We start from the raw sequence: 25,258 nt of genomic DNA on the forward strand, positions 1-25,258 counted from the left end.
CTTCCCAAGAAGGTGCCCTTCCGAACCCGGCAACGTCAGCGCAGCACCTCGACGGTGTTGCGGCGGACCAGGTTCTTGCCCGGCTCGCGGATCTGATCCATGGCGGCGGAGTTGAGCAGCACGCAACTGCCCGACGGGCCGGTCACCGTCACCGTGGTCACCCGGTTGTTGTCCAGGTTGGTGACCCGCAGCCGGGTGCCCATCGGGAACTGGCCACTGGTCGCCGCGGGAGCCCCGCCCTCGGCGAAGAAGGTGATCGAGCCCTGGCAGGCCGAGCGGGGCGCCGGACCGGGCGCGCCGGGCGATGCGGCGCCGGGACGTACCGCGCCGGCGGCCGGCTGCCCGGCGGGCGGCGCGGCGGCGCCGTCCAGGCGTTCCACCACGTTGCGGCGGATCACGTTCTTCCCCGGCTCCCGGACCAGCTCCATGGCTGCGGCGTTGAGCAGCACACAACTGCCCGACGGGCCGGTCACCGTCACCGTGGCCGCCCGGTTGTTGTCCAGATTGGTCACCCGCAGCCGGGTACCCACTGGGAACCGGTCGCTGGTCGCCGCCGGTGCACCGCCCTCCGCCGAGAAGGTGACCGAGCCCGAGCAGGCGGACTGTCCCGTCGGGGCGGTGCCGGCGAACCCGAAGCCAGTCCCCACCGCCACTCCCGCCGCGGCGAGCACCGCCACGGTCGCCGCCAGCACGTGCCTGCGCTGCACCCTCATCGCCGTCACTCCCGTCCTCGGTGTGTCCTTCACCGCCTGGTACGGACGGGAGCGCCCTACCGTTCAGCCGGCACGCGCACCGATCCCCGAAACGGCCAGGTTCGTCGGCCCTTTCCACCCTCGGGGTCCCGGTGGTTGGCGATCAGGGGTGAGCTGCGTCACGATGGGGGCCGAGGAGGTCGCCCGATGGCTGACCCGTGGCTCGCCCTGGAGTTCGGCGTCGATCCGGCAGAGCGGATCGCGCAGGTCGGCGCCGCCCACGAGGCGTTCCTCACCGCCGGCGCCGCACCGCACCGGGTGCGGGAGGTGGTACGCCGCTCGTGGGAACGCTCGGCGCGACTCGACCCGGAGGCCACCCCGCCGGTCGACCTGGTCGACGACGCACTGGCCGCCTACCGGGCCGCCCACCCGCTGGCCCGGGTGCTGCCACTCTTCCGGGACCTGCTCGGCGGCATCGCGCAGGACGGCGCGCACCTGATGGCGGTGTGCGACGCGTACGGGCGGCTGCTCTGGGTGGAGGGACATCCGGGGGTGCTCCGGCACGCCGAGCGGATGAACTTCGTGCCCGGCGCCCGCTGGGACGAGACGCACGCCGGGACCAACGCCCCCGGCACCGCGCTGGCCGTCGACCACAGCGTGCAGATCTTCGCCACCGAGCACTTCAGCCGGCCGGTGCAGCGCTGGACCTGCGCCGCCGCGCCGATCCACGACCCGGTCACCGGGCGGCTGCTCGGCGCGGTCGACATCACCGGCGGCGACCACCTGGCCAACCCGCACAGCCTGGCGCTGGTCCGGGCCACCGCCCGGGCCGCCGAGGCACAGCTGGCCGCCGACCGTCCGGTGGAGCCCGGCGTCGCCATCGTGACCGCACTCGGCCGAGACGAAGCGGAGCTGCGGGTCGACGGACGGCGCATCCGGCTCGGCCGGCGGCACAGCGAGCTGCTGGTACTGCTGCTCCACCATCCCGAGGGGCGCACCGGCGAACAGCTCGGCCTCGACCTGTACGGCGACGACCGGCTGCACCCGGTGACTCTGCGCGCTGAGCTGTCCCGGCTGCGCCGGGTGCTCGGCCCCGAACTGCTCGATTCGCGCCCGTACCGGCTGCGCGGCACCGTCCGGGCCGACTTCACCACCGTCGCCGACCGGCTGGAGCAGGGCGATCCGGCGGGCGCGCTCGACGCGTACCCCGGGCCGTTGCTGCCCGGCTCGGACGCACCGGGAGTGACCCGACTGCGCCGGCTGATCGACGGCCAGCTCCGCGCGGCCGTGCTGGCCGCCACGGACCCGTCGCTGCTCGCGGCCTGGACCGCGACGCCCGCCGGCGCCGACGACCTGACCGCCTGGCAGGCCCTGGCGCGGGCGTTGCCGGTGGGCGCGCCGCGCCGGCCGCTCGCCCTCGCCCGCATCGACCAGCTCGCCGGGGAGTACGACCTACCGCGCGCAACGTGGCTGCAACGTTCCTGAAACTAACGTCGCCGTCGGCACACCCGCACAACGACGGCGGAGGTAACCATGACGCGCTACGACGCGCCCACCCACTGGCAGTCCCGGTACGACCACTTCATCGGCGGCGAGTACGTCAAGCCGCACGGCGGCGCCTACTTCGAGAACCCCACCCCGGTCACCGGGCAGACCTTTACCGAGGTGGCCCGAGGCACCGCCCCGGACGTGGAGAAGGCCCTGGACGCCGCGCACGGCGCGGCCGACGCCTGGGGCCGCACCTCGGTGGCTGAGCGGGCACTGATCCTCAACCGGATCGCCGACCGGATGCAGGAGAACCTGGAATCGCTGGCCATCGCCGAGAGCTGGGAGAACGGCAAGCCGGTCCGGGAGACGCTGGCGGCCGACATCCCGCTCGCCATCGACCACTTCCGCTACTTCGCCGGGGCCATCCGGGCCCAGGAGGGCTCGCTCGGCGAGCTCGACGACGACACGGTGGCCTACCACTTCCACGAGCCGCTCGGCGTGGTCGGGCAGATCATCCCGTGGAACTTCCCGATCCTGATGGCGACCTGGAAACTGGCACCCGCGCTGGCCGCCGGCAACGCCGTGGTGCTCAAGCCAGCCGAGCAGACCCCGGCGTCCATCCACTACTGGCTGTCGCTGGTGGCGGACCTGCTGCCGCCGGGCGTGCTCAACATCGTCAACGGCTTCGGCGTGGAGGCCGGCAAGCCGCTGGCGTCCTCGTCCCGGGTGGCCAAGGTGGCGTTCACCGGCGAGACCACCACCGGGCGGCTGATCATGCAGTACGCCAGTGAGAACATCAAGCCGGTCACCCTGGAGCTGGGTGGCAAGAGCCCGAACATCTTCTTCGACGACGTCAGCGCGTCCCGCGACGACTTCTTCGACAAGGCGCTCGAAGGCTTCACCATGTTCGCGCTCAACCAGGGTGAGGTCTGCACCTGCCCGTCGCGGGCGCTGATCCAGCAGGGCCACTACAGCGACTTCCTCGCCGCGGCCGTCGAGCGCACGCAGGCGATCGTCGCCGGGCACCCGCTGGACACCGACACGATGATCGGGGCGCAGGCATCCAACGACCAGTTGGAGAAGATCCTGTCCTACCTGGACATCGGTCGGCAGGAGGGCGCCAAGGTGCTCACCGGCGGGTCCCGCGCGGACCTGGGCGGCGAGTTGTCCGGTGGGTACTACGTCGAGCCGACCATCTTCGAGGGCGACAACTCGATGCGGATCTTCCAGGAGGAGATCTTCGGCCCGGTGGTATCGGTGACCTCCTTCGCCGACCTCGACGACGCCGTCAAGACCGCCAACGACACCCTGTACGGGCTGGGCGCGGGCGTCTGGACCCGGGACATGAACACCGCGTACCGGGCTGGGCGGGCCATCCAGGCCGGCCGGGTGTGGACCAACTGCTACCACGCGTACCCGGCGCACGCCGCGTTCGGCGGGTACAAGCAGTCCGGCATCGGCCGGGAGAACCACAAGATGATGCTGGAGCACTACCAGCAGACCAAGAACCTGCTGGTCAGCTACTCCACCCAGAAGCTCGGCTTCTTCTGATGAACCTCGTCTCCGTGACTCCCGCAGCGGCCGACCTGATCCGGTCGCTGCGGGAGCGGCACGGACCACTGATGTTCCACCAGTCCGGCGGCTGCTGCGACGGCAGCGCCCCGATGTGCTACCCGGCGGGCGAGTTCCGCACCGGCTCGTCCGACGTGCTGCTCGCCTCGCTCGCGGTCGACGGAGTGTCCGAGCCGGTCGAGTTCTGGATGTCGAAGTCCCAATGGGAGCTGTGGAAGCACACCCGCCTGACCGTCGACGTGGTCCCCGGCCGAGGCAGCGGCTTCTCCCTGGAGGCCCCCGACGGCCTCCGCTTCCTCATCCGCTCCCACCTAGCCGCCTGACACCGACGCCGGCACGGCTGGGGCGTGGGCGCCGGGGGGCATTCAGGCTGGAGAGCGTGATACCTCTGAGGCATAAATATGACTCAGAGGTATCACGCTCTAAACCCAGTCATCCACTCCGCGGGTGACGTGACCGCCGCGCGGGATCAGTCGCAGCCGTAGCCGTCGTTGTCGCGGTCCAGGTCGTAGATGTCGGTGCCGATGACCTTGACAGTGCCACGGACGTAGGCGGGGCCGTTGCCACTGCCGGGCAAACAGTCGACGTCGCTGGCGATCGGGACGCAGGGGCTGTAGTTCGGGTCGCAATTCGCCTGCGGCTTCTTGGTGCCGACGGCGACGACCTCGGTCACCGGCTGCTTCGTCACGACGGACTTGACCAGCTTCTTGCCCGTCTGCACACCGTCCGTGGTGGTCCCCTGGTAGGTCAGCGTCTTTACGCCGTCCACACCCTTGGTCCGGACCACCCGCTTGCCCTCGGCCAGGGACGAGTCCTTCACGGTGCGAACACGTCAGCGGGCGTCGAGGAGGGGTTGGTTCGGGTTCCATGGTGGACCACCGGCGGCATCGCGGCGGCGGCGGGCAATTGCCGAGAGCGCCTCCAGGACCACCCGGTTCCCCAGGTACGCGGTGATGTCGGCGTGGTCGTACGGCGGGGCGACCTCGACCACGTCCACCCCGACCACGGGCAGCTCGTAACAGACCCGGCGGACGGCGTCGAGCAACTGCCGGGAGGTCAGGCCGCCTGGTTCCGGGGTGCCGGTGCCGGGTGCCATCCCGGGGTCGACCACGTCCACGTCGACGGAGAGGAACACTCCCTCGCACTCGTCGACGGCGATCGTGAACGCCTCGGTGAGGCACGTGTCGAGTCCGCGGGCGACCAGCTCGGTCATCTCGTACGACCGCATCCGCTGCTCAGCCATCCAGGACAGGATGTCCGGGCCCGGCCAGTAGCCGCGCAGCCCGATCTGGAGGAAGCGGTCTCCGCGTACCGCGCCGGACTCGATGAGCCGGCGCATCGGCTGGCCGTGCCCGTGCAGCGAGCCGAACTCGATCTCGCCGGTGTCGGCGTGCGCGTCGAAGTGCACCAGCGACACCCGGCCGTGCCCGTGCTGCCGGGCCACGCCGGTGGCATCGGGCAGCGCGATGGAGTGGTCCCCGCCGAGCACCACCGGGATGGCACCGGCGGATGAGGCGGCGTACACCGCTGCTTCCAGGGCGGCCAGCGAGCGTTCGATGTCGCCGGAGAACATCTCGACGTCGCCGGCGTCGTACACCCGCAGGTCGCGGAGCGCGTCGACGCGCAGCGCGAGCGACGGGCGGGAGCCGTCGTGGGCCAGGTAGCACGCCTGGCGGATCGCCGATGGCCCGAACCGGGTGCCGGGCCGGTGCGAGGTGCCACCGTCGAAGGGCGCCCCGATGATCACCACGTCGGCGTCGGCGTACGACGCGGGGTCGTCGAGCGTGCACCGGTCCACCCCGAGGAAGGTGACGTCCGGCCCGTACATGGCCCCGTAGCGGCTCATCGCTCCTCCATTCCCCACGGCGAGCCGTAGGCGGTCAGCAGGTCGAGGAAGGGCATCGGGGGCAACGCCTCCGGGCCGAGCACGCCGACGCCGGACCAGACGCCGGTCGCGAGCAGCTCCAGCGCGACCACCGGGTTGACCGCGGTCTGCCAGACCACCGCCTGGTGGCCGTACTCCCGCATCGACCACTCGTTGTCGACCACGTGGTACAGGTAGACCTCCCGGGGCTGCCCGTCGGGGCCGAGACCGCGCACCCAGGTGCCGGCGCAGGTCTTGCCGCGCATCCGCTCGCCGAGGGTGGCCGGGTCGGGCAGACAGGCCGCAACTACGTCGCGCGGGGACACCTCGACGCCGCGCACCCGGACCGGGGAAGCAGCGTCCAGGCCGAGCTTGTGCAGCGTCTTGAGCACCTCGATGAACTCGTCGCCGAGGCCGTACTTGAAGGTGACCCGACGGGCCTTGACCCAGCGCGGGATGAGCAGCACCTCCTCGTGCTCGACGTTGACGCACTCGACCGGCCCGATCCCCTCGGGGAAGTGGAAGACCTCCGGCTCGGAGAACGGCTCGGTCGTGTACCAGCCCCGATCCTTCTCCCAGACCACCGGCGGGTTGAGGCACTCCTCGATGGTGGTCCAGATGGAGAACGAGGGCGCGAAGTCGTAGCCGTCGACAGTGAGGTTCGCGCCGTCCCGGACGCCGATCTCGTCGATCTCGCTGAACAACTCGTCGGCGGCGTACCGGGCGAACACGTCGGACAGGCCGGGTTCGACGCCGATGCCGCAGAGCGCCAGCCGACCGGCCGTGGACCAGGCATCGGACACCGCGAACTGCTCGTCGCCGAGCATCACCCCGGTTTCGGCGTATGGGCGGGACGGGTGCGGGTGCGACAGCGACATCGCCATGTCGAGGTAGTCCGCACCGGCCGCGAACGCACCGTCGAAGATCGGCATGACGAAGCGCGGGTCGACGGCGTTGAGCACATGGGTGATCCGGTGCTCCCGGCAGAGCGCGGCGACCGCGTCGGCCGACGAGGCGTCCACCTGGGCGGCGACGAAGCGGTCACCGTGCCCGGCGATCGCCCGCTCGGCGCGGCCCGGGTCGTGGTCGGCGACCACCATGGTCTCGAAGTAGGAGCGTCGGGCGGCGATGGCTACGGCGGCGGAGCCGACGCCACCGGCGCCGACGAGGAGGACACGCATCAGGAATCAAACCCCAAACCGAGACGATCGAGAGTACGGAGCCAGAGGTCGCGACGGCCGTCGCGTGCGTCAGCACGGGCCATTGACCAGCGGGTGAGGTTGATGCCGATCGCGCGGACGGGTTCCGGCGGGAACGGCAGTGGCTTGCTGCGGACCAGGTCGAGCCGGGTCAGCGGGGTGTCCCCGCCGGCCAGCAGGTCGAGCAGTACCCGGGCTCCGAAGCGGGTGGCCCCCACGCCGAGACCGGTGTAGCCGGCCGCGTACGCCAGCCGGCCGCCGTACGCGGTGCCGAAGAACGGGCAGAACCGGGTGCAGGTGTCGATGACGCCACCCCAGCGGTGGCTGAAGCGCACGTCGGCGAGCTGCGGGAAGGTGGTGAAGAAGTGCGCGGCGAGGGCGGCGAAGGTGGCCGGGCGCTGCTCCAGCTCCGGCGCTACCCGGTTGCCGTAGTGGTAGACCGCGTCGTAGCCGCCGAAGAGGATCCGCCCGTCGGCCGTGATCCGGTAGTAGTGGAACTGGTTGCCGGTGTCGGCCAGCCCCTGCCGGTTGCGCCAGCCGATCGCGTCCCGCTGGGCCGGGGTGAGCGGTTCGGTCATCAGCACGTGGTCGTAGACCGGCACCAGGTACGCCCGCAGCCGGCGCAGCAGCGGCGGGAAGGCGTTGGTGGCCAGCACGATTCGTCGGGCCCGCACCGACCCGGGCCGACCTGCGGCCGGCGCGCCGGCCATACCGGCGTCGGCGGGATCGGTGCCGAGGGTGCTGGCGTACAGCGCGGCACCGTCGGCGCGCAGCCCGGTGACCCGGGTGTGCTCGTGCACCCGCACGCCGAGGTCGAGGCAGGCGCGGCGCAGCCCCCACGCCAGCTTCGCCGGGTCCAGCATGGCCACCCGGTCGGCGTCGAACATCCCGCCCAGGTACGTCGGTGAGTTGACCTCGGCGCGCACCTCGTCGCGGTCCAGCAGCCGCACGTGGTGGCCGTACCGCTGGGCCAGCTCCGCGTCGGCGGCCAGCCCGGCCACCTGGTACGGCGCGACGGCGACGGCCAGCTCGCCGGTGCGCTCGAAGTCGCAGTCGATGCCGAAATCGGCGACGGTGGTGGCGATGGCGTCCAGGTTCTCCCGGCCGAGGCGTTCCAGCTCGCCGATCTCACCGGGGAACCGGTCGACGCCGTTGGCCAGCCCATGGGTGAGCGAGGCCGCGCAGAACCCGCCGTTGCGCCCCGACGCGGCCCAGCCGCAGGTACCGGCGTCGACCAGCAGCACGTCGCGGTCGGGGTCGGCCTGCTTGGCCAGCAGGGCGGCCCAGAGCCCGCTGTACCCGCCACCGATCACCAGCAGGTCGGCGTCCTGCGGGCCGGCGAGCGGCGGAAGCGGGTCGGGGCGGTCCGGGCGGTCGAGCCAGTAGGGCACGGGCGCCGCGTCGGCCAGCGCCCGGCCGGTATGCGGCAGGGTCATGACGACCGGCGCGTCTGACGGCCCGATGCCGTGCCGGCCAGCAGGTTGGCGCGGCGGGATCGCCGGCCGCGCAGCGAGCTGAGCCCGACCAGCAGAAGCGCGATTGCGAACATCGCGGTGCCGATGACGTTGACCTGCGGCGGGATGCCCCGCTGGGCGGCACCCCAGACGTACATCGGGAACGTGACGGTGGTGCCGGCGTTGAAGTTCGTGATGATGAAGTCGTCGAAGCTCAGCGAGAAGGCCAGCAGCGCGGCGGCCACGATGCCGGGCAGCACCAGCGGCAGGGTGATCCGCCGGAAGGTCTGCCACTCGCTGGCGTAGAGGTCCATGGCGGCCTCCTCCAGCCGCCGGTCCATCCCGGCCAGCCGCGCCTTGACCGTGACCACCACGAACGAGACGCAGAACATCACGTGCGCGATGACGATGGTCCAGAAGCCCTGCGGCACCCCGGCGGAGACGAAGAGGGCCAGCAGCGAGGTGCCCATCACCAGCTCCGGGGTGGCCATCGGCAGGAAGATCAGCACGTTGATGCCGGACCGGCCACGGAAGCGGTGCCGGACCAACGCGAACGCCATCAGGGTGCCGAGCACGGTGGCGACCACGGTGGCGATGAAGCCGATCTGCACGCTCCGGACCACCGAGTCGCACATGTCGGAGGTGGCGCAGGGCTGACGCCAGTTGTCCAGGGTGAACTCGTTGAAGTCGTACGACAGCCGGCTCGACGGCCGGTTGAACGACAGCCCGGCCACCACCAGGATCGGTAGCGCCAGGTAGCCGAGCACCAGCAGCGCCACGATCATCACCCAGCGGTCGGCCAGCCAGCGGGACACTCTCATCAGAGAACCTCCTCCGTGCCGGCCTTGCGCAGGTAGCCGAAGACCACCGCGAGGATCGCCGCCATCAGCAGGAACGACAGCGCCGCGCCCTGCGGGTAGTCCAGCCGGACCAGGAACGCCGAGTCGATGACGTTGCCGATCATGTACTCGTTCGGGGTGCCGAGCAGCTCGGCGTTGATGTAGTCACCGCTGGCCGGAATGAAGAACAGCAGCGTGCCGGCGATCAGGCCGGGCATGGACAGCGGCAGGGTCACCCGGCGGAACGCCTGCACCGGGCTGGCGTACAGGTCACTGGCCGCCTCCAGCAGCCGGTAGTCCAGCCGTTCCAGGCTCGCGTACAGCGGCAGCACCAGGAACGGCAGGAAGTTGTACGTCAGGCCGAGCACCACCGCGAACGGGGTGGCCAGCAGCCGGCCGTCCGGGGCGAGCAGGTGCACGTCGCGCAGCAGGCCGACCAGCGCGCCGTTGTCCGACAGGATGGTCTTCCAGGCCAGCGTGCGGACCAGGAAGCTGGTGAACATCGGCGCTACCACGCAGACGAGCAGCAGGTTCTTCCACCGGCCGGCCTTCTGCGCGATGGCGTACGCCAGTGGGTAGCCGAGCAGCAGCGCCAGCACCAGGGCCAGACCGGCGTAGCCGAACGAGCGGAGGAACTGCGGCCAGTACGCCTGCAACACGTCCGGGTAGTTGCCGAACGCCCAGGTCATCGCGTACCCGGTGGAGAGCGAGCCGCTGGGGTCGTAGAGGCTGGCCGAGGCGAGCTGCACCAGCGGCACGCCGAAGAAGACCAGCAGCCAGGCCGCGCCGGGCAGCAGCAGCAGGTACGGCAGCAGGCGGTACTTCCCGGACCGGGCGGCCGGCGGCGTGGGCGGCGGCTGCCCCGATCCGGTAGGCACCTGGGCCAGGAGGGTCACGACGACGCACCCACCGGCTCGTCGAGCACCGGGGAGGTCCGATCGGTGTCGGCGGCGTCCCGGGGCAGCAGGAACGCGTGCCGCGGGTCCCAGTAAGCCACCGCCTCGCTGCCGACCGGAACCTGCGCCACCGCACCGCTGTTGGCCGCGAAGACCGACAGTTCGGTGCCCCAGCCGGTGCGCAGGAGGTACTGCGTGCTGACTCCGACGTAGGAGGCGTCGGTGACCACCCCGGTGACGTGCTGGTGGCCCGCGGGCACCTGGTCGGCGGAGCCGACCAGATGGAGCTTCTCCGGGCGTACCCCCAGGTGGACCGGGCCCTGGTCGGCCCGGGCGCGGCCGGCGGGCACCGAGAAGCGCGCGCCGTGCGCGGTCACCGCGACCTCGCCGCCGCCGGTGCCGGCGGCTTCGCCGGCGAGCAGGTTGGACTGGCCGAGGAAGTTCGCCACGAAGGCGGTTGCCGGGAACTCGTAGATGTCGGCCGGGGTGCCGAGCTGCTCGATCCGGCCGGCGTTCATCACCGCGACGGTGTCGGCCATGGTCATGGCCTCCTCCTGGTCGTGCGTGACGTGCACGAAGGTGATGCCCACCTCGGTCTGGATCCGCTTCAGCTCGATCTGCATCTGCCGACGCAGCTTCAGGTCGAGCGCGCCGAGCGGCTCGTCCAGCAGCAGTACCTGCGGCTGGTTGATCAGCGCACGGGCCAGCGCGACCCGTTGCTGCTGGCCGCCGGAGAGCTGGGCCGGGCGACGGTTGCCGTAGTCGTCGAGCTGCACCAGCGACAGCATCCGCATGACCTCGTCGTCGACCGAGCGGATGCCACGCCGACGCAGCCCGAAGGCCACGTTCTCGAAGATGTTCAGGTGCGGGAAGAGCGCGTAGCTCTGGAAGACGGTGTTGACCGGGCGCTTGTACGGACGCAGCCGGGCGATGTCCCGGTCGCCGAGCAGCACCTGGCCGCTGGTCGGCTCCTCCAGGCCGGCGATCATCCGCAGCGTGGTGGTCTTGCCGCAGCCGGACGCGCCGAGCAGGGCGAAGAACGAGCCCTGCGGGACGGTCAGGCTGAGGTCGTCGACGGCGGTGAAGATGCCGAACCGCTTGGTGAGGTTGGCCAGGCGCAGGTCGCCGGCGGGTGTCTCGCGCGCCATCCCCGTCACGCTCCGATGACCTGCTGGAACTTGCCCTCGAACTCCTTCTCCTGCTTCTCGTCCAGGGCCATGAACACCTTGGACTTCGACAGCAGCGCCTCGTCAGGGAAGATCAGCGGGTTGGCGGCCAGCTCCGGGTCGATCTTCTCCATCTCGGCCTGGGCGCCCTTGACGGGGCAGATGTAGTTGACGTACGCGGCGAGCGTCGCGGCGACGGCCGGCTCGTAGTAGTAGTTGATCAGCGCCTCGGCGTTGCCCTTGTGGGTGGCCTTGTTGGGGACCATCATGTTGTCGCTGAACAGCATCACGCCGGAGTCGGGTGCGACGAACTGCACCTTCTCGTTCTCGCTGGAGAGCTGGATGACGTCGCCGGACCAGCCGATGCACGCGGCGATGTCGCCCTTTGCCAGGTCGGGTGCGTAGTCGTTGCCGGTGAACTTGCGAATCTGCCCCGAGTCGACGGCCTTCTTGAGCTTGTTGAGCGCGTCGTCGAACTGGGCCGTGGTGAAGTTGGCCGGGTCGTGCCCGTTGGACTGCATCAGCAGGCCCATGGTGTCGCGCATCTCGCTGAGCGCCGTCACCTTGCCCTTGAGATCGGGGCGGGTGAGCAGCTCGTCCACAGTGCGCAGCTCCTTGGTGACACTGCCGTTGTACGCCAACCCGGCGAGGCCGGACTGCCACGGGATGGAGATCCGGTTCTCGGTGTCGAAGGAGCGGTTGAGCAGCGACGGAAGCAGGTTGGCCTGGACGTTCGGGATCTTCGCCGGGTCGAGCTTCTGGATCCAGCCGAGCCGGATCATCCGGGCCGCCATCCAGTCGGTCAGCACGATGATGTCCCGGTCGGTGCTCTGGCAGGCCGCGAGTTGGTTCTGCACCTTGCCGAAGAACTCGTTGTTGTCGTTGATGTCCTCGGTGTACGTGACCTGGATGCCGCTCTTGGTGATGAACCCGTCCAGGCTGGGCCGCTTGGACTCGTCCTTCTCGTCCACGTCCATGTACTGCGGCCAGTTGGAGAAGGCAAGCTTCTTCTCGGTGCCGGAGAGGTCCTCGCTGACGCAGCCGGCCTCGGTCTGCTGGGCACCCTTGGTGCCGCAGCCGGCGAGGCTGCCGCCAGCGGCGAGCAACGCAGCCGAACCGAGAGTGCCGGTGAGCAGTCCACGCCGGGTGAGGGGCCGGAGGGGAGTACGCATGACGACTCCTAGGGGGTCATCGTCGGCGGGCGGGACGGGGGTGGCGCGCCGGCGGGAGGTCAGGTGCCAGGGACGACTGATCCTGACATGAGGTGACCTCCCTTACAAGGGATTCCGTTGCGGGAATAGCGATGCACGACGAAATACGCCAGACTGCGCGGGGACAAACGCGCGACATCACGATTCGGGACATGGGGAACGGACGATGACGAACCGACAGCATGAGAACGGCACCGGCGGGCGACGGGTAGCTGTCCGTGAAGGTGCCAATCACGTTCTGCTGGACGACGTGGCCAAACAGATCATCGAACAGCTCCAGGAGGACGGCCGTCGGCCGTACGCCACCATCGGCAAGGCGGTCGGGCTCTCCGAGGCGGCGGTCCGCCAGCGGGTGCAGCGGCTGCTCGACTCCGGCGTGATGCAGATCGTCGCGGTGACTGATCCACTCCAGCTCGGTTTTCCCCGGCAGGCGATGATCGGCCTGCGTACCGACGGCGACCTGGAGGCGGTGGCCGACCGGCTGGCCGAGCTGGTGGAGGTCGACTACGTGGTGATCACCGCCGGGTCGTTCGACCTGCTCACCGAGGTGGTCTGCCGCAACGACGACCACCTGCTGGAGATCCTGCAACGGCTGCGCGCGGTGCCCGGGGTGCTCTCCACCGAGGCGTTCGTCTACCTCAAGCTGCGCAAGCAGACCTACACCTGGGGTACGGCCTGACGCATGCCCTTGACCCACTCGACGTCCCCGAAATCGCGGTATCAACCCTGCCCTGACACCGCAGTTTCGGCGATATGGAGTGGATCAGTGGGTCGGCCGGCGAAGAGCGTCGACGAAGGACGCCCACGCGGCCGGAGCGAAGGTCAGGGTGCCGCCGTCGCGGTCCTTGCTGTCCCGGACCAGCACCCGGCCGGGCAGATTGTCGGCCACCTCAACGCAGTCGCCGCCGTTGTTGCTGCTGCGGGTGGCGGTACGCCAGCGGGCGTCGGTCATGTCCATGTCTTGGCCACTTCCCTGATCAGCTCGATCGACCGGCGTTGGGGGAACGCCTCGCCGGTGACGCTCTCCCACCTGCGTCCAAGGCTAGCGACGTCGATGGGATCGGTCACGACCTGACCGCGTAGCTGGTTGTCGAGATACGCCAATTCCGTCCCGTCGGGCAGCCGGCCCAGAACGAAGGGACCGGCCAGACCGGTGTGCCACGGACTGTCGGCCGGAATCACCCGGACCTGCACGTGCTCCCAGTCGGCCACCGCCGCGAGGTGCGCCAGTTGTCCGGCCATCACCGACCCGTCGCCGACCGGCCGGCGAAGCACCACCTCGTCGATCACCGCGACGAGTTGCGGTGGGTGGTCCGCGGCGAGGACGGACTGACGCTCGATCCGGCTCGTCACGATCTGGTCCACCTCGGCCGGCGCGACCAGCCCGCCGGTGCCCAGCACCGCGCGGGCGTACCCCTCGGTCTGCAGTAGGCCCGGCACCAGCAGCGGCTGATAGGACCGGATCGAGGTGGCGTCCTGTTCGAGCTCGGCCCAGGGGCGAAACCACGGCAGGTCGCGGCGGCGGAACGGCTCGGGCCAGAGGTCGGCGGCGTCCCGGCGCAGCACCTCCGCAACCGCGACCCGGGTACGCGGGTGTGGAATGCGCCCCGCGGCGAGCCACCGCGCCGCTGACTTCGGATGGACGTCGACCTTCTCAGCCAGCGACTCGACCGTCTCCCCCGCCTGGGCCATCGCCACCCGCAACGCCTCGTTCGCCACCGGATCCTCCTGCCAGCCAGGTGCACACTGCGGCGCACAGTAGCCACGCTCCGTGTCCATGTCCGCCGACTACCGGCGTGTTGCGGTGGACGTGTTGGCGCGCATCCAAGACGCTCCGCAACAGCCCCGAAGGTGCTGTGCCACCGTCCCCCGCGCGCCCACGCCCCCGCGCCACGCCGACCCGCCGAGTTGATCCACTCGACATCCCCGATATCGCGGCATCAACCTCGCCCCAAGCCCCCACATCGGCGATATGGAGTGGATCAACCCGCTACCAACGCCCGACGGCGGGCGGGGCAACCGTCGACGGCCGGCGCGGGGCGGGGAGGCGGCGGGCGGGTGCTCAAATTTGGGGCAGCTCGACAGCGGGGCGCGACCACACCCGCCGGGTCACAGGGCAGGCACCCGCCGACCAGGCCGGCCGCCCGTGATACGAATTCCGTTGCGCATACCGTAACCCCTCGCTGAATCCGTTGCGCTCGGGCCAGCGCGCCACCGATACCACTTGCCTAAGACCACAAGACTGTGCGATAACCGTTGGCAGAGCGGCCGGCGTCACCCCTTGGACCGGCCCGACGAACCGATGGGGCTGACATGGCCAACGCCACCGACCACCTGTGGATGCACTTCACCCGGATGGCGAGCTACTCCGCCGGCGAGGTGCCGACCATCGTGCGCGGCGAGGGCGCATACGTGTGGGACGCCCAGGGTCGCCGCTATCTGGACGGGCTCGCCGGGCTCTTCGTCGTCAACGCCGGCCACGGCCGCACCGAGCTGGCCGAGGCGGCCGCGAAGCAGGCCGGTGAGCTGGCGTACTTCCCGCTCTGGTCGTACGCCCACCCGAAGGCCGTCGAGCTGGCCGAGAAGATCGCCACGCTCGCCCCCGGCGACCTGAACCGGGTCTTCTTCACCACCGGCGGCTCCGAGGCCGTCGAGGCCGCGTGGAAGCTGGCCCGGGCCTACTTCAAGCGCACCGGCCAGCCCAACAAGTACAAGGTGATCAGTCGGTACATCGCCTACCACGGCACCTCGATGGGCGCACTGTCGATCACCGGCCTGCCCGGCATCAAGAGCGACTTCGAGCCGCTGGTGCCCGGCGCGATCAAGGTGCCGAACACCAACTTCTACCGCGCCCCGGAGCACGGCGACTCGCCCGAGGCGTTCGGCCGCTGGGCCGCCGACGAGATCGGCCGGGCCATCGAGCGGGAAGGGCCGGACACTGTCGCCGCGGTCTTCCTGGAGCCGGTGCAGAACTCCGGCGGCTGCTTCCCACCCCCGCCCGGCTACTTCGAGCGGGTCCGGGAGATCTGCGACGCGTACGACGTGCTGCTCGTCTCCGACGAGGTGATCTGCTCCTGGGGGCGGCTCGGCGAATACTTCGGCGCCGTGCGCTACGGCTACCAGCCGGACATCATCACCACTGCCAAGGGCATCACCTCCGGGTACGCCCCGCTCGGCGCGATGATCGCCAGCGACCGGTTGATGGAGCCGTTCCTCACCGAGACCGGGATGTTCGCCCACGGGGTGACCTTCGGTGGCCACCCGGTGTCCTGCGCGGTGGCCCTGGCCAACCTGGAGGTCTTCGCCCGCGAGGACCTGATCGGGCACGTACGGGCCAACGAGGACGCCTTCCGATCCACCCTGGAGAAGCTGTACGACCTGCCGATCGTTGGCGACGTTCGCGGCGACGGCTACTTCTACGGCATCGAACTGGTCAAGGACAAGACGACCCGGGAGACCTTCGACGAGGCCGAGTCGGAGCGGCTGCTGCGCGGCTTCCTGTCCACGGCACTGTTCCAGGCCGGGCTTTACTGCCGGGCCGACGACCGGGGCGACCCCGTCGTGCAGCTCGCCCCGCCGCTGATCGCCGAGCAGCAGCACTTCGACGAGATCGAGCAGATCCTGCGCACGGTGCTCACCGAGGCATGGGCACGACTCTGACCGGCGATCCGGCCGGGATGCCCCGCTATCGGGAGCTGTCGCACTGGCTGTCCACCGTGGACGAGTCGCTGACCCCGCGACCGACGCTGCCCGGCGACACGGACGCCGACGTGGTGATCGTGGGCGCCGGCTACACCGGGCTGTGGACGGCGTACCACCTGGCCCGGGCCGAGCCTGGGCTCCGGATCATCGTGCTGGAGAAGGAGATCGCCGGGTACGGGGCGTCCGGTCGCAACGGCGGCTGGTGCTCGGCGCTCTTCCCCACCTCCCTGACCGGGCTGGCCCGCCGGCACGGACGGGACGCGGCGGTCGCCATGCAGCAGGCCCTGCACGAAACGGTCCGCGAGGTGGGCCGGGTGGTCGCGGCGGAGGGCATCGACTGCGACTGGGCCGACGGCGGCACGGTCACCCTGGCCCGCACCGGCCCGCAACTCGTCCGTGCGCGGGCCGCCGTGGACGAGGCCCGCGCGTTCGGTTTCGGCGCGGAGCACCTGGCGCTGCTCGACGCCAGCGAGGCCGCCGCCCGCTGCGCCGCCGAGGGGGTACGCGGTGGGACGTACACCCCGCACTGCGCGACCGTGCACCCGGCGAAGCTGGTCCGTGGCCTGGCCCGGGTGGTGGAACGACTCGGGGTGACCATCCACGAGCGCACCCCGGTCACCGCGATCCGGGCCGGCGCGGCGGTCACCGCCGCCGGCACGGTACGGGCGCCGGTGGTGGTCCGGGCGACCGAGGGGTACACGCCCACGCTGCCCGGGCAGCGGCGGGCCGTGGCACCGGTGTACTCGCTGATGGTGGCCACCGAACCGCTGCCGACGGAGACCTGGGCACGGATCGGGCTGGCCCAGCGCGAGACGTTCTCCGACCACCGACACGTGATCATCTACGGCCAGCGCACCGCCGACGGTCGGCTGGCGTTCGGCGGGCGCGGTGCTCCGTACCATTTCGGGTCCCGGGTCTCCCCCGACTACGACCGGGAGCCACGGGTCTTCGCCGCGCTGCGGCGGACGCTCGGGGAGCTCTTCCCAGTGCTCGGCCCGGATGTGCCGGTGACGCACACCTGGGGCGGGCCGCTCGGGGTGGCACGGGACTGGGCCGCCTCGGTCGGCTTCGACCGGGCCAGCGGCCTGGCCTGGGCGGGCGGCTACGTCGGGGACGGGGTGGGCTCCAGCAACCTCGCCGGCCGCACCCTGGCCGACCTGATCCGTGGCGAGCGCACCGAGCTGACCACCCTGCCCTGGGTCAACCACCGCTCCCCCCGCTGGGAGCCGGAGCCCCTGCGCTGGCTGGCGGTCAACGCCGGCCTACGACTCATGACCAGCGCCGACGCAGCGGAATCCCGCACCAACCGCCCGTCCCGCCGAGCCACCACCTTCTCCCGCCTCCTGGGCAACTAACCGCGCCCCCGCACGCCGTCTCTCCCCTGGTGATCAAGAGGTTTCGGTCACCGAACGGCGCGATTTTGACGCAAACCTCTTGATCACCAGGGCGGAGCGGGCCTGGGGGGTGGGGTGGGGGTTAGTGGTTGGGGGGGATTACGCGGAGGTGGCCTCGGCGGCCGGTTTGGTGGGGGTTTTCGTGGTGCTGGTCGTCCGATGGGGGGCGGGGGGCCGGGCGGGCGGCCTCGCGGACCGCCTCGGCCAGCGCGACCAGGTCGTCGGTGGTGGGCGGCGGCGGTTCGAACTCGCCCTCGTGCCGGACCACGTCCCAGCCCCGCGGTGCGGTCAGGCTGCGGGCGTGCTGCTCGCACAGGTCGTACGTGTGCGGCTCGGCGAAGGCCGCCAGCGGACCCACCACCGCTGTCGACTCGTTGTAGACATAGGTCAACGTGGCGACCGCTTGCCGGGGGCAGCCGTTACGGGAGCAGCGCCGTGGTGACCTCACGGCGGCAGGTTATCTCCATTACCGGGTCCGGCGCACCGCTTCGCGTTGCGACACGCCCGTCGTGGTGATCACAATCCGCCGACCGCGTCGCGCCGCGCCACGGGAGCGGCGCTGCCGCTGGCCAGCCCGACGCGGGCGCTACCCTTTGCCTCATGACGAGCCCGGAACACCGCCGCCCCGGCTCCGGCCGGCGCGCTCACCGCGACCGGCATGGACGCGGCCTGCGCGGGCGGCTGGTGCCGGCAACCGTGCCACTGGCGCGGACCAAGGCGGAGGTCTTCGACGACCTGGTCCTGGACACCGTCGAGACGCTGGAGCGCCGCTTCGCCAAGGAGCTGGCCGGCGTCGAGTTCGCGGTCGAGGACGTCCCGCCGGACCTGAACGTCTACGACTCCGACGTGCTGGAGGACGGCGAGGTCCCGCTGGCCCGGCTGCTGCCCGGTCGCCCGGGCCGGCAGGAGGTGCCGCCGCGGATCGTGTTGTACCGGCGACCCCTGGAATTCCGGGCGATGGACCGCGAGGACCTCGCCGACCTCGTGCATGACGTGATCATCGAACAGGTAGCCAACCTGCTCGGGGTCGACCCCGACGAGTTGGCCTGAGCCGTCCCCGCACGGGCGAGCCGGGCGGCCCCCACCGCCCCGACCCGAAACCGCTCAGGCGACCCGCCGCTTCAACTTGCGCCGCTCCCGCTCCGAGAGCCCACCCCAGATGCCGAACCGCTCGTCGTGACCGAGAGCGTATTCGAGGCATTCGGTCTTGACCTCGCAGCGCGAGCAGATCCGCTTCGCCTCGCGGGTCGAGCCGCCCTTCTCGGGAAAAAACGCCTCGGGGTCGGTCTGCGAGCACAGCGCCCGCTCCTGCCACTCCGGCGCGTTTCCGAGCAGGTCGGCCACCTCAAGCTGGCCGTCCATCAAATGCCTCCTTGTCGCGCACCGACGTCATCGCCGCTGCAACCCCCCACGCGAAAGGCGTGCTTGTCCGTCCGGTCCCGTTTGTTGCGTTCCGCGCGAACAACCCCATTCAAATTACACGCGTGTAATGCGTGCGCCGTCAAGCCAAACTTGATAATGGAGTCGCCCTCCCGACACACCCGGCCGGACACTCGGACCGTCCAGCCTCGCAACCTGCCCTATCGATTCAGACCCCGGCCGAGTAACGCCCTCTCCGGCGAGTTGCCCGACTTTTCTGCCGTGGCGCTCCCACGACGGCTCGCCACCACGACGCCGCCAGGAACACCGAATGACCCCCTCCACAAAAGCTGATCTTGGTGGGAGACAGGTTAACGCGGCATGGCCCAGACCGCCCGTCGAGCCATGGACCACCGCTCGCGCCCCGCCCACAATGTGGACGGGGCGCAGCGGATAAAATGTGTCGTGGGGTCAGCCGGTCGCCCCGAAATCCCTGCTCGGCCACACGAACTCAGCTATCTCTCCACCGTGGACAGAAACCGTCCCGACTCGTACATCGTCGTCCCACCAGACGGTATAGATGGCGGCCGGCAGATCGGGGTAAACCGCCGTGTGGAACGACCCGTCCCGCACCCGGCGTTCCCGCACCGCCGAGTGTGTCCGCTGCGCACCGTCCCGGCTGATCTCGATCTCGCGGCCGAGAAGATCCTGACCGGTGTAGACGATGAGGGCTCCGGTCTCGCCGCCCAGATCGAGGACGACGCTCCCGGTCTCCGACGGCCCGTACGCGTGCTCGTGCATCCGCTGCTCCCCCGCGCCGCTCAGGACGACGCCGACGGGTTGTTGAACCCGTCGTACGGCGTACCCAGGTAGGGGAAGTTCCCGAGGAACGGGGCGCTCACGTCGGCGGCGCTCAGCCCCGGGGTGAGCGCGGCGGTCGCCGCGTCCGGACGGAAGGTCCTGTCCACCAGCGGAACGGTCAACCCGGCGATCGCCCGCAGCGCGATGCTCACCACGTCGTCGCCGACCCGCCGCCCGTTCGGGAAGCCGGCCAGGTCACCGCCGAGCACCCCGAACCGGTCCGGCTGCCGGCTGGGCGGGATCGCGGTGTTCAGCCGCAGCATGTCGGCCTGCACATCCCCGGTGGCGTTGGTGAAGCCGTCGATCAGCCCGGCCGGCACGCCGGTGAGCAGGATCGCCACCAGGTCCGCGCGGGCCTTCTTGGCCTTGGTGAGCTTGTCCAGGTTGGGAAAGACGTCCGGGTAGAGCGCCGGCAGCAGCGCCGCCAGCTCAGGTTGCTCGACGAACTGCGCGAACCGCTTGTCCTCCGACGGCGGCAGCGAGTTCCACAGGTCCTTCTTGGACATCGGCACGATGACCTCGTTGAACAGCGGATTCCCGAGCCGGGAGACCTGGGTGAACGGGCCGGTCGCGGTGTCCGCGGCCCCTCTGTCGCCGAGCACCCGGACCTGCCGGCGGGACGCCGACGTCCACACCCCGATCACCGACGCCCGGTCGGCCGCGCCGTACCGGTTGGCGCGCCGGCGCACGCGGCTCAGCGGCACCTGCACGGCGATGCTGTGCACGTTCATCCGGTCGGTGGCGTTGACCGGCTCCCCCTCGGCCTTGAAGATCTTCTTGCCGGCCACGTGCAGTTGCTGGAACGGCCGCAGCGTGCCGAGGTCGAAGATCGCCCCCAGGTCGACGAAGAAGCCGTCCGCGCGCTGCCCGGCGAAGACCCGCTCCCCGGTGGAGAGCGAGTAGGTGGCCTGTCGGACCAGTTCGGCGTACTTCGGAGTGGAGAGCGGGCCGACGTTGCACGGCGGGCAGGGCAACTTGTGCGCCAGCCGATGCTCCCGGCCGTCGGCCACCCGCGTCAGGCTGTAGAACTGCCGCCGGTTCCAGTTCTCGCTGTCCAGCGAATCGATTGGGCCGGTGTTGTAAAGAAAACTGTTCGGATTCGTGATCTCGGTGGTGAATTCGAAGCGGTAGGTGACATCCGGACGACCGTCGCCGTCGTTGTCAATATGGATCTCGTAGCGCACGTCGTCACCGAACTCGAAGAAGTTCGGGCCCCCGGAGGGGAGCTGCAACGGCACGTAGTTGGCAATCAGCGTGACCGAGTCGGGCTTGTCGGGGCTGACGAACGCGTACAGGTCGGAGCTGTCGGCGACCGGATCCTTGGCTATTTCCGGGGCCTCGCGGTGGGAAGACATGGCGGACCAACCTCACTGGGCGGGGACGGGGTGGCGGGCGGAGCGTCGGGTCAGCGCCGGGCGGCGCGCCGCAGCCGGTCCGCCAGGCCGCGGTCGCGTACCTCGATCCGGGACTCACCGACGAAGATGTCCATCGTTCCGGAGGCGGCGTCCCGCAGGTGCACGACGATCGGGTCGTCGGCCCGGCCGGCCGCGCCCGGTGCGTTCTGTGCGGCTGACAGGCCCGGCACGGTGAGCGCGGCGGCGCCGAGGGTGGCGCTGGCCGCGGCGGTCAACGTCTGCCGGCGGGTCAGTCGCGGCCAGGGCCGCTTCCGCTGATCACTGGTCATGGGCAACCTTTCGGCGGCGGCGCGAACGCGCCCGATGGGACGGACGGGTCCCGCGCCGCCTACCGACGCCGCCGGGCCCCAGGGACACCGGCGGCGGTCCTCGCCGCGACCGCCGCCGGCACCGCTTGGTACGGCCGGCGGCGGGAAAAGGTTCGACCTCAGGGCCGGACGTGACCGTACGCGGTCGTGCGCTTGCGCGCCGGGCGACCGGCCGCCGTGGCGATGGCCCGCAACTGCTCCTCGGTCCGCGCCGAGCCGTTGTCCGAGCCGGCCATCCGGGAGATGGTCTCCTCCATCAGCGTGCCGCCCAGGTCGTTGCAGCCGCCCTGGAGCATCGCCACGGTGCCCTCGTCGCCCAGCTTCACCCAGGAGCACTGGATGTTGTCGATCCGGCCGTGCAGCAGCAGCCGGGACATCGCGTGCACCACCCGGTTCTCCCGCCAGGTGGGCCCCGGCCGGGCGATGCCGGCGAGGTAGATCGGGGCGTTGGTGTGCACGAACGGCAGCGCGACGAACTCGGTGAAGCCACCGGTGCGGTCCTGCACACCGGCCAGCACCCGGAAGTGCGCCAGCCACTGCCCGGGATGGTCGACGTGGCCGTACATCATCGTGGAGCTGGACCGGATGCCCAGCTCGTGGGCGGTGCTGACCACGTCGACCCAGGCGGCGGCCGGCAGCTTGCCCTTGGTCAACACCCAGCGCACGTCGTCGTCGAGGATCTCCGCGGCGGTGCCCGGGATGGTGTCCAGCCCGGCCTCGCGCAGCTGGGTCAGCCACTCGCGCACCGGCACGCCGGCCTTCGCCGCGGCCGTGACGATCTCCATCGGGGAGAACGCGTGCACGTGCATCTCCGGCACCCGGGCCTTGATCGCGCGCACGATGTCGGCGTACCCGGTGACCGGCATCTTCGGGTCGATGCCGCCCTGGAGACAGACCTCGCTGGCGCCGGCCGCCCACGCCTCCTCGGCCCGGTCGGCCACCTGGTCGACGGAGAGCCGGTACGCGTCGGCGTCCCGCTCGCGCTGAGCGAAGGCACAGAACCGACAGCCGACGTAGCAGACGTTGCTGAAGTTGATGTTGCGGTTGACCACGTAGGTGACGTCGTCGCCGACCGCACCCTGACGCGCCTCGTCGGCGAGCCGGCACAACTCGTCGAGCGCCGGCCCGTCCGCGCCGAACAGGGCCAGCGCGGCATCGGTGTGCCGGGGCTCCAGCAGCGCGGCCGGGTCGTCGGCGGCCAGCCGCAGCCCGGCCCGCAGGTCGTGGTCGCCGGCGAGGGCGGTCGGCCCGGCGGTCACCTTCGTGGCGACCTCCGCCCAGTCCCCGTAGACGCTGTCGAAGTCGCCACGCCGGTCGTCCGTCCGACCGGTGGTGTCGATGGTGGCGTGCAGGTCGGTCCGCCCGCCGAACACCTCCTCCGGCTCCTGCCACGGGCGGCCCTGCGGCCGGGCCGACTCGACCGCCAACCCGGTCACCGGATCGGCCAGCGCGCTGACGTGCGGCAGCAGCCGCGGGTCGAGCCACGGGTCACCGGCGCGCACGTACTCGGGGTAGATGGTCAACCGCTCGCGCAGGGTGAACCCGGCCAGCTCGGTGTGCCGGGCCAGCTCCTCGATCTGCGGCCAGGGACGTTCCGGGTTGACGTGGTCCGGGGTGAGCGGGGAGACACCGCCCCAGTCGTCGATGCCGGCCCGCAGCAGCAGGCCGTACTCCCCGGCGATGAGGTTCGGCGGGGCCTGGATCCGGGCCTTCGGGCCGAGCAGCAGCCGGGCCACCGCCACCGTGGCGGCCAGGTCGTGCAGCTCCGCGTCGGGCATGCCGCGCATCGCCGTGTCCGGCTTGGCGCGGAAGTTCTGCACGATCACTTCCTGGAGGTGGCCGTACTCCCGGTGCGCGCGGCGGATCGCGAAGAGTGCGTCCACCCGCTCGGCCGGGGTCTCCCCGATGCCGATCAGGATGCCGGTGGTGAACGGCACCCCGACCCGGCCGGCGTCGTCGAGCACCCGCAGCCGGACGGCCGGCTCCTTGTCCGGCGAGCCGAAGTGCGGGCCGCCCGGCTCGGACCAGAGCCGGGTCGCGGTGGTCTCCAGCATCATGCCCATGCTCGGCGCTACCGGCTTGAGCCGTTGCAGCTCCGACCAGGACAGGACCCCGGGGTTGAGGTGCGGCAGCAGCCCGGTCTCCTCCAGCACTGCGACCGAGCAGGCGCGCAGGTAGTCCAGGGTGGAGTCGTAGCCACGCTCGTCGAGCCAGGTCCGGGCCGCCGGCCAGCGCTCCTCGGGCCGGTCACCGAGGGTGAACAGGGCCTCCTTACAGCCCTGCGCGGCGCCTGCCCGGGCGATGGCCAGCACCTCGTCGCGGTCCAGGAACGGTGCCGGCAACCGGTGCGGCACGGTGGCGAACGTGCAGTAGTGGCAGCGGTCCCGGCAGAGCCGGGTCAGCGGGATGAAGACCTTCTTGGAGTACGTGACCACGCCGGGCCGGCCGGCGTCGCGCAGCCCCGCGTCGCGGATCCCACCGGCCACCCGGAGCAACTCGTCGAGCGCGTCACCACGGGCGGAGAGCAGCGCGGTCGCCTCGTCGACGTCCAGCGCCCGCCCGGTCGCGGCCCGGCTCAGGGCCCGCCGCACACTCGCCTCGCTCGGACCGGAGTGGGTGCGATCAACCATCCACTCAGCCTAGGCGCTGCGCCCGGCTGCTCCACTGGTCCCAGCCCGCAGGGTGGGAAAGGGCACGCCTCCCGCGTCCGGCCACGGTGGGCGCGGTCGGTCACGGGAGGCGTGCGGGTGTTGGTGCGCAACGCGGCCCGCACGGTCAGGCGCGGGCGGCGCGGCTGATCAGCGCGGCTGTTCCGGGTGCTCGCCCGGGTTGATCCGCTGGGTACGGTCGCTGTCCACGTCGGCGGGGAGGACGATGGCCTCGGTCGCGTCGGCGGACTGGCGCGGGATGGCCTGGGTCGGGTCGGCCGACGGCGGCTGCCCGAACGGCGGTGCGGCCGGCATCGGCGGCGCGGACTGCGGGGCGGGGTTGGCCGGCGGCGCGGACTGCGGGAACGGCGGGGCGGACTGCGGGAACGGCGGCGCAGACTGCGGGGCCGGCTGGAACGGCGGCGAGGGCTGGCCGTACTGGCCGGGGTACTGCGCCGGCGGGTAGCCACCGGGCTGGCCGGGGGCCTGCCATCCGCCCGCCGGCTGGCCGCCGGGCTGCCCCGGGGCGGGCCAGCCACCCTGCTGCTGCGGCCAGCCCGGCTGGGGCTGGCCCGGCTGCGGCTGGCCGTAGACGCCCGGCTGCGGCTTCGGCCGGGGCACGTAGTACAGCTTCCGCCAAATCGTGTAGACCACCCAGGCGGCGACCGCGAAGATCATCAGCCAGGCGAAGCGGGTGAGTACGCCGAGCAGCACGTCGAGCACCTCGGCCTCGGCCAGCCGACCCACCATCCAGATCAGCATGGTCAGCGTGCCGAGCAGCGCGCTGACCGCGTACTCACCGAGGGCCACCTGCGTGATCAGCTTCGCCTTCGGCAGCACCGGCGAGATGTGGGTGGCCAGCAGCACGGCCAGCAGCGGCAGGACCGCCGCCTCGAAGCCGATGAATGTGAAAGAAGCGCTGCCCGCACGGTCGGTGAAGGAGCTGAAGTCGCTCGGGATGAGTAGCCGCAGCAGGCCCACGAAGAGGAACACCGCGTTGGCGCCGAGCAGCGCGAGCGCACCCAGTTCCCGTAGTGGCTTGGTCAGCTGGCGGGCCTGCGTCGCGTCGGTGGACGCGGGCTCGGCGGGGCTGGTCACGAACTCCCCCTCGGGGCATGGACGGACAGGGCGCACGTGAGCCTAGTCTCCCGGGCCACCGGAGGACCGAAGGCGTCACGTGCGCGAGGATG

At 71.1% G+C, this 25,258-nt stretch carries 25 protein-coding genes; 7 read left to right on the forward strand and 18 right to left on the reverse strand.

From position 1 onward, the window contains the following. Positions 1-35: 35 nt before the first annotated feature. Positions 36-713: a hypothetical protein gene (locus tag ACFY29_RS10335; protein ID WP_386985010.1), complete on the reverse strand. Its 678-nt coding sequence runs from the start codon at positions 711-713 to the stop codon at positions 36-38. Between the two features lie 186 nt (positions 714-899). On the opposite strand from ACFY29_RS10335, the gene ACFY29_RS10340 reads away from it, so the two are divergent. From ACFY29_RS10340 to ACFY29_RS10350, 3 genes are read left to right on the forward strand one after another with little or no spacing between them, the layout of a single operon-like run. After that, positions 900-2,177: a GAF domain-containing protein gene (locus ACFY29_RS10340; protein ID WP_386985012.1), complete on the forward strand. Its 1,278-nt coding sequence runs from the start codon at positions 900-902 to the stop codon at positions 2,175-2,177. Between the two features lie 48 nt (positions 2,178-2,225). Next, complete coding sequence (adh, locus tag ACFY29_RS10345; RefSeq protein WP_355606522.1) at positions 2,226-3,731, forward strand: aldehyde dehydrogenase; 1,506 nt, start codon at positions 2,226-2,228, stop codon at positions 3,729-3,731. Continuing rightward, on the forward strand, positions 3,728-4,075 hold the full coding sequence (locus ACFY29_RS10350; protein WP_355606798.1) for a DUF779 domain-containing protein: 348 nt from the start codon (positions 3,728-3,730) through the stop codon (positions 4,073-4,075). The genes adh and ACFY29_RS10350 overlap by 4 nt, the downstream gene beginning before the upstream one ends. A 146-nt stretch (positions 4,076-4,221) precedes the next feature. Here the strand turns inward: ACFY29_RS10350 and ACFY29_RS10355 are convergent, their stop codons facing one another. From ACFY29_RS10355 to ACFY29_RS10390, 8 genes are read right to left on the reverse strand one after another with little or no spacing between them, the layout of a single operon-like run. Beyond that, on the reverse strand, positions 4,222-4,572 hold the full coding sequence (locus ACFY29_RS10355) for a G5 domain-containing protein (protein ID WP_386985014.1): 351 nt from the start codon (positions 4,570-4,572) through the stop codon (positions 4,222-4,224). A 12-nt stretch (positions 4,573-4,584) separates the two neighbouring features. Next, positions 4,585-5,598: an agmatinase gene (gene speB, locus ACFY29_RS10360; protein WP_386985016.1), complete on the reverse strand. Its 1,014-nt coding sequence runs from the start codon at positions 5,596-5,598 to the stop codon at positions 4,585-4,587. Next, positions 5,595-6,797 (reverse strand): saccharopine dehydrogenase C-terminal domain-containing protein, encoded by a 1,203-nt coding sequence (locus ACFY29_RS10365; RefSeq protein WP_355606514.1) that lies wholly within the window; start codon positions 6,795-6,797, stop codon positions 5,595-5,597. Before ACFY29_RS10365 ends, speB begins: the two co-directional genes overlap by 4 nt. Continuing rightward, on the reverse strand, positions 6,797-8,251 hold the full coding sequence (locus ACFY29_RS10370) for an NAD(P)/FAD-dependent oxidoreductase (protein WP_386985018.1): 1,455 nt from the start codon (positions 8,249-8,251) through the stop codon (positions 6,797-6,799). Before ACFY29_RS10370 ends, ACFY29_RS10365 begins: the two co-directional genes overlap by 1 nt. Beyond that, complete coding sequence (locus ACFY29_RS10375) at positions 8,248-9,090, reverse strand: ABC transporter permease (RefSeq protein WP_386985020.1); 843 nt, start codon at positions 9,088-9,090, stop codon at positions 8,248-8,250. The genes ACFY29_RS10370 and ACFY29_RS10375 overlap by 4 nt, the downstream gene beginning before the upstream one ends. Next, a complete protein-coding gene (locus tag ACFY29_RS10380) occupies positions 9,090-10,004 on the reverse strand; it encodes an ABC transporter permease (RefSeq protein ID WP_328423717.1) in 915 nt (304 codons plus the stop codon). Before ACFY29_RS10380 ends, ACFY29_RS10375 begins: the two co-directional genes overlap by 1 nt. Continuing rightward, on the reverse strand, positions 10,001-11,152 hold the full coding sequence (locus tag ACFY29_RS10385; RefSeq protein WP_355606504.1) for an ABC transporter ATP-binding protein: 1,152 nt from the start codon (positions 11,150-11,152) through the stop codon (positions 10,001-10,003). Before ACFY29_RS10385 ends, ACFY29_RS10380 begins: the two co-directional genes overlap by 4 nt. Before the next feature lie 5 nt (positions 11,153-11,157). Further along, the gene (locus tag ACFY29_RS10390) at positions 11,158-12,342 is read right to left on the reverse strand and encodes a spermidine/putrescine ABC transporter substrate-binding protein (RefSeq protein WP_355606501.1); all 1,185 of its coding nucleotides are present in this window, start codon (positions 12,340-12,342) and stop codon (positions 11,158-11,160) included. 205 nt (positions 12,343-12,547) lie between these two features. Between ACFY29_RS10390 and ACFY29_RS10395 the strand changes: the two genes are divergently transcribed. Continuing rightward, the gene (locus tag ACFY29_RS10395) at positions 12,548-13,060 is read left to right on the forward strand and encodes an Lrp/AsnC family transcriptional regulator (RefSeq protein WP_386985023.1); all 513 of its coding nucleotides are present in this window, start codon (positions 12,548-12,550) and stop codon (positions 13,058-13,060) included. A gap of 84 nt (positions 13,061-13,144) precedes the next feature. Here the strand turns inward: ACFY29_RS10395 and ACFY29_RS10400 are convergent, their stop codons facing one another. Further along, a complete protein-coding gene (locus ACFY29_RS10400; protein ID WP_386985025.1) occupies positions 13,145-13,339 on the reverse strand; it encodes a DUF397 domain-containing protein in 195 nt (64 codons plus the stop codon). After that, positions 13,330-14,073: a DUF5753 domain-containing protein gene (locus ACFY29_RS10405; RefSeq protein ID WP_386986622.1), complete on the reverse strand. Its 744-nt coding sequence runs from the start codon at positions 14,071-14,073 to the stop codon at positions 13,330-13,332. Before ACFY29_RS10405 ends, ACFY29_RS10400 begins: the two co-directional genes overlap by 10 nt. A 621-nt stretch (positions 14,074-14,694) precedes the next feature. Here ACFY29_RS10405 and ACFY29_RS10410 point away from each other — a divergent pair. Both ACFY29_RS10410 and ACFY29_RS10415 read left to right on the forward strand, forming a co-directional pair. Beyond that, positions 14,695-16,041, forward strand: coding sequence for an aspartate aminotransferase family protein (locus ACFY29_RS10410; RefSeq protein ID WP_328423707.1), 1,347 nt, complete (start codon positions 14,695-14,697; stop codon positions 16,039-16,041). Positions 16,042-16,058: 17 nt separating this feature from the next. Continuing rightward, complete coding sequence (locus ACFY29_RS10415) at positions 16,059-17,438, forward strand: NAD(P)/FAD-dependent oxidoreductase (RefSeq protein WP_386986625.1); 1,380 nt, start codon at positions 16,059-16,061, stop codon at positions 17,436-17,438. Positions 17,439-17,559: 121 nt separating this feature from the next. On the opposite strand, the gene ACFY29_RS10420 is transcribed toward ACFY29_RS10415, so the two are convergent. Further along, positions 17,560-17,925 (reverse strand): DUF3499 domain-containing protein, encoded by a 366-nt coding sequence (locus tag ACFY29_RS10420; protein WP_328423703.1) that lies wholly within the window; start codon positions 17,923-17,925, stop codon positions 17,560-17,562. 152 nt (positions 17,926-18,077) lie between these two features. On the opposite strand from ACFY29_RS10420, the gene ACFY29_RS10425 reads away from it, so the two are divergent. Continuing rightward, entirely contained in the window at positions 18,078-18,527 is a 450-nt protein-coding gene (locus ACFY29_RS10425; protein WP_074316962.1) for a metallopeptidase family protein, read from the forward strand. A 54-nt stretch (positions 18,528-18,581) separates the two neighbouring features. Here ACFY29_RS10425 and ACFY29_RS10430 read toward each other — a convergent pair whose 3' ends face one another. The 6 genes from ACFY29_RS10430 to ACFY29_RS10455 all read right to left on the reverse strand — a co-directional run bounded on the left by ACFY29_RS10430 (position 18,582) and on the right by ACFY29_RS10455 (position 25,166). Beyond that, the gene (locus tag ACFY29_RS10430; protein WP_088980572.1) at positions 18,582-18,839 is read right to left on the reverse strand and encodes a WhiB family transcriptional regulator; all 258 of its coding nucleotides are present in this window, start codon (positions 18,837-18,839) and stop codon (positions 18,582-18,584) included. A 468-nt stretch (positions 18,840-19,307) separates the two neighbouring features. After that, entirely contained in the window at positions 19,308-19,637 is a 330-nt protein-coding gene (locus ACFY29_RS10435; RefSeq protein WP_355606488.1) for a phospholipase, read from the reverse strand. A 20-nt stretch (positions 19,638-19,657) separates the two neighbouring features. Further along, a complete protein-coding gene (locus ACFY29_RS10440) occupies positions 19,658-21,052 on the reverse strand; it encodes a DUF4331 domain-containing protein (RefSeq protein ID WP_386985030.1) in 1,395 nt (464 codons plus the stop codon). A 50-nt stretch (positions 21,053-21,102) separates the two neighbouring features. Further along, positions 21,103-21,381: a hypothetical protein gene (locus ACFY29_RS10445; protein ID WP_328423687.1), complete on the reverse strand. Its 279-nt coding sequence runs from the start codon at positions 21,379-21,381 to the stop codon at positions 21,103-21,105. Between the two features lie 158 nt (positions 21,382-21,539). Further along, a complete protein-coding gene (locus tag ACFY29_RS10450; RefSeq protein WP_386985033.1) occupies positions 21,540-24,050 on the reverse strand; it encodes a bifunctional FO biosynthesis protein CofGH in 2,511 nt (836 codons plus the stop codon). Between the two features lie 168 nt (positions 24,051-24,218). Next, positions 24,219-25,166 (reverse strand): hypothetical protein, encoded by a 948-nt coding sequence (locus tag ACFY29_RS10455; protein WP_386985034.1) that lies wholly within the window; start codon positions 25,164-25,166, stop codon positions 24,219-24,221. Positions 25,167-25,258 lie beyond the last annotated feature (92 nt).

This window comes from Micromonospora sp. NPDC000668 (assembly GCF_042897975.1).
Lineage (GTDB): Bacteria > Actinomycetota > Actinomycetes > Mycobacteriales > Micromonosporaceae > Micromonospora.

What these genes read in the sequence shown, in the direction of transcription:
- ACFY29_RS10335 (WP_386985010.1), bottom strand. Translation starts at nt 713, where the DNA reads ATGAGGGTGCAGCGCAGGCACGTGCTGGCGGCGACCGTGGCGGTGCTC.
- ACFY29_RS10340 (WP_386985012.1), top strand. Translation starts at nt 900, where the DNA reads ATGGCTGACCCGTGGCTCGCCCTGGAGTTCGGCGTCGATCCGGCAGAG.
- adh (WP_355606522.1), top strand. Translation starts at nt 2,226, where the DNA reads ATGACGCGCTACGACGCGCCCACCCACTGGCAGTCCCGGTACGACCAC.
- speB (WP_386985016.1), bottom strand. Translation starts at nt 5,598, where the DNA reads ATGAGCCGCTACGGGGCCATGTACGGGCCGGACGTCACCTTCCTCGGG.
- ACFY29_RS10365 (WP_355606514.1), bottom strand. Translation starts at nt 6,797, where the DNA reads ATGCGTGTCCTCCTCGTCGGCGCCGGTGGCGTCGGCTCCGCCGCCGTA.
- ACFY29_RS10370 (WP_386985018.1), bottom strand. Translation starts at nt 8,251, where the DNA reads ATGACCCTGCCGCATACCGGCCGGGCGCTGGCCGACGCGGCGCCCGTG.
- ACFY29_RS10375 (WP_386985020.1), bottom strand. Translation starts at nt 9,090, where the DNA reads ATGAGAGTGTCCCGCTGGCTGGCCGACCGCTGGGTGATGATCGTGGCG.
- ACFY29_RS10385 (WP_355606504.1), bottom strand. Translation starts at nt 11,152, where the DNA reads ATGGCGCGCGAGACACCCGCCGGCGACCTGCGCCTGGCCAACCTCACC.
- ACFY29_RS10390 (WP_355606501.1), bottom strand. Translation starts at nt 12,342, where the DNA reads ATGCGTACTCCCCTCCGGCCCCTCACCCGGCGTGGACTGCTCACCGGC.
- ACFY29_RS10395 (WP_386985023.1), top strand. Translation starts at nt 12,548, where the DNA reads ATGACGAACCGACAGCATGAGAACGGCACCGGCGGGCGACGGGTAGCT.
- ACFY29_RS10400 (WP_386985025.1), bottom strand. Translation starts at nt 13,339, where the DNA reads ATGGACATGACCGACGCCCGCTGGCGTACCGCCACCCGCAGCAGCAAC.
- ACFY29_RS10405 (WP_386986622.1), bottom strand. Translation starts at nt 14,073, where the DNA reads ATGGCCCAGGCGGGGGAGACGGTCGAGTCGCTGGCTGAGAAGGTCGAC.
- ACFY29_RS10410 (WP_328423707.1), top strand. Translation starts at nt 14,695, where the DNA reads ATGGCCAACGCCACCGACCACCTGTGGATGCACTTCACCCGGATGGCG.
- ACFY29_RS10415 (WP_386986625.1), top strand. Translation starts at nt 16,059, where the DNA reads ATGCCCCGCTATCGGGAGCTGTCGCACTGGCTGTCCACCGTGGACGAG.
- ACFY29_RS10425 (WP_074316962.1), top strand. Translation starts at nt 18,078, where the DNA reads ATGACGAGCCCGGAACACCGCCGCCCCGGCTCCGGCCGGCGCGCTCAC.
- ACFY29_RS10430 (WP_088980572.1), bottom strand. Translation starts at nt 18,839, where the DNA reads ATGGACGGCCAGCTTGAGGTGGCCGACCTGCTCGGAAACGCGCCGGAG.
- ACFY29_RS10435 (WP_355606488.1), bottom strand. Translation starts at nt 19,637, where the DNA reads ATGCACGAGCACGCGTACGGGCCGTCGGAGACCGGGAGCGTCGTCCTC.
- ACFY29_RS10440 (WP_386985030.1), bottom strand. Translation starts at nt 21,052, where the DNA reads ATGTCTTCCCACCGCGAGGCCCCGGAAATAGCCAAGGATCCGGTCGCC.
- ACFY29_RS10445 (WP_328423687.1), bottom strand. Translation starts at nt 21,381, where the DNA reads ATGACCAGTGATCAGCGGAAGCGGCCCTGGCCGCGACTGACCCGCCGG.
- ACFY29_RS10450 (WP_386985033.1), bottom strand. Translation starts at nt 24,050, where the DNA reads ATGGTTGATCGCACCCACTCCGGTCCGAGCGAGGCGAGTGTGCGGCGG.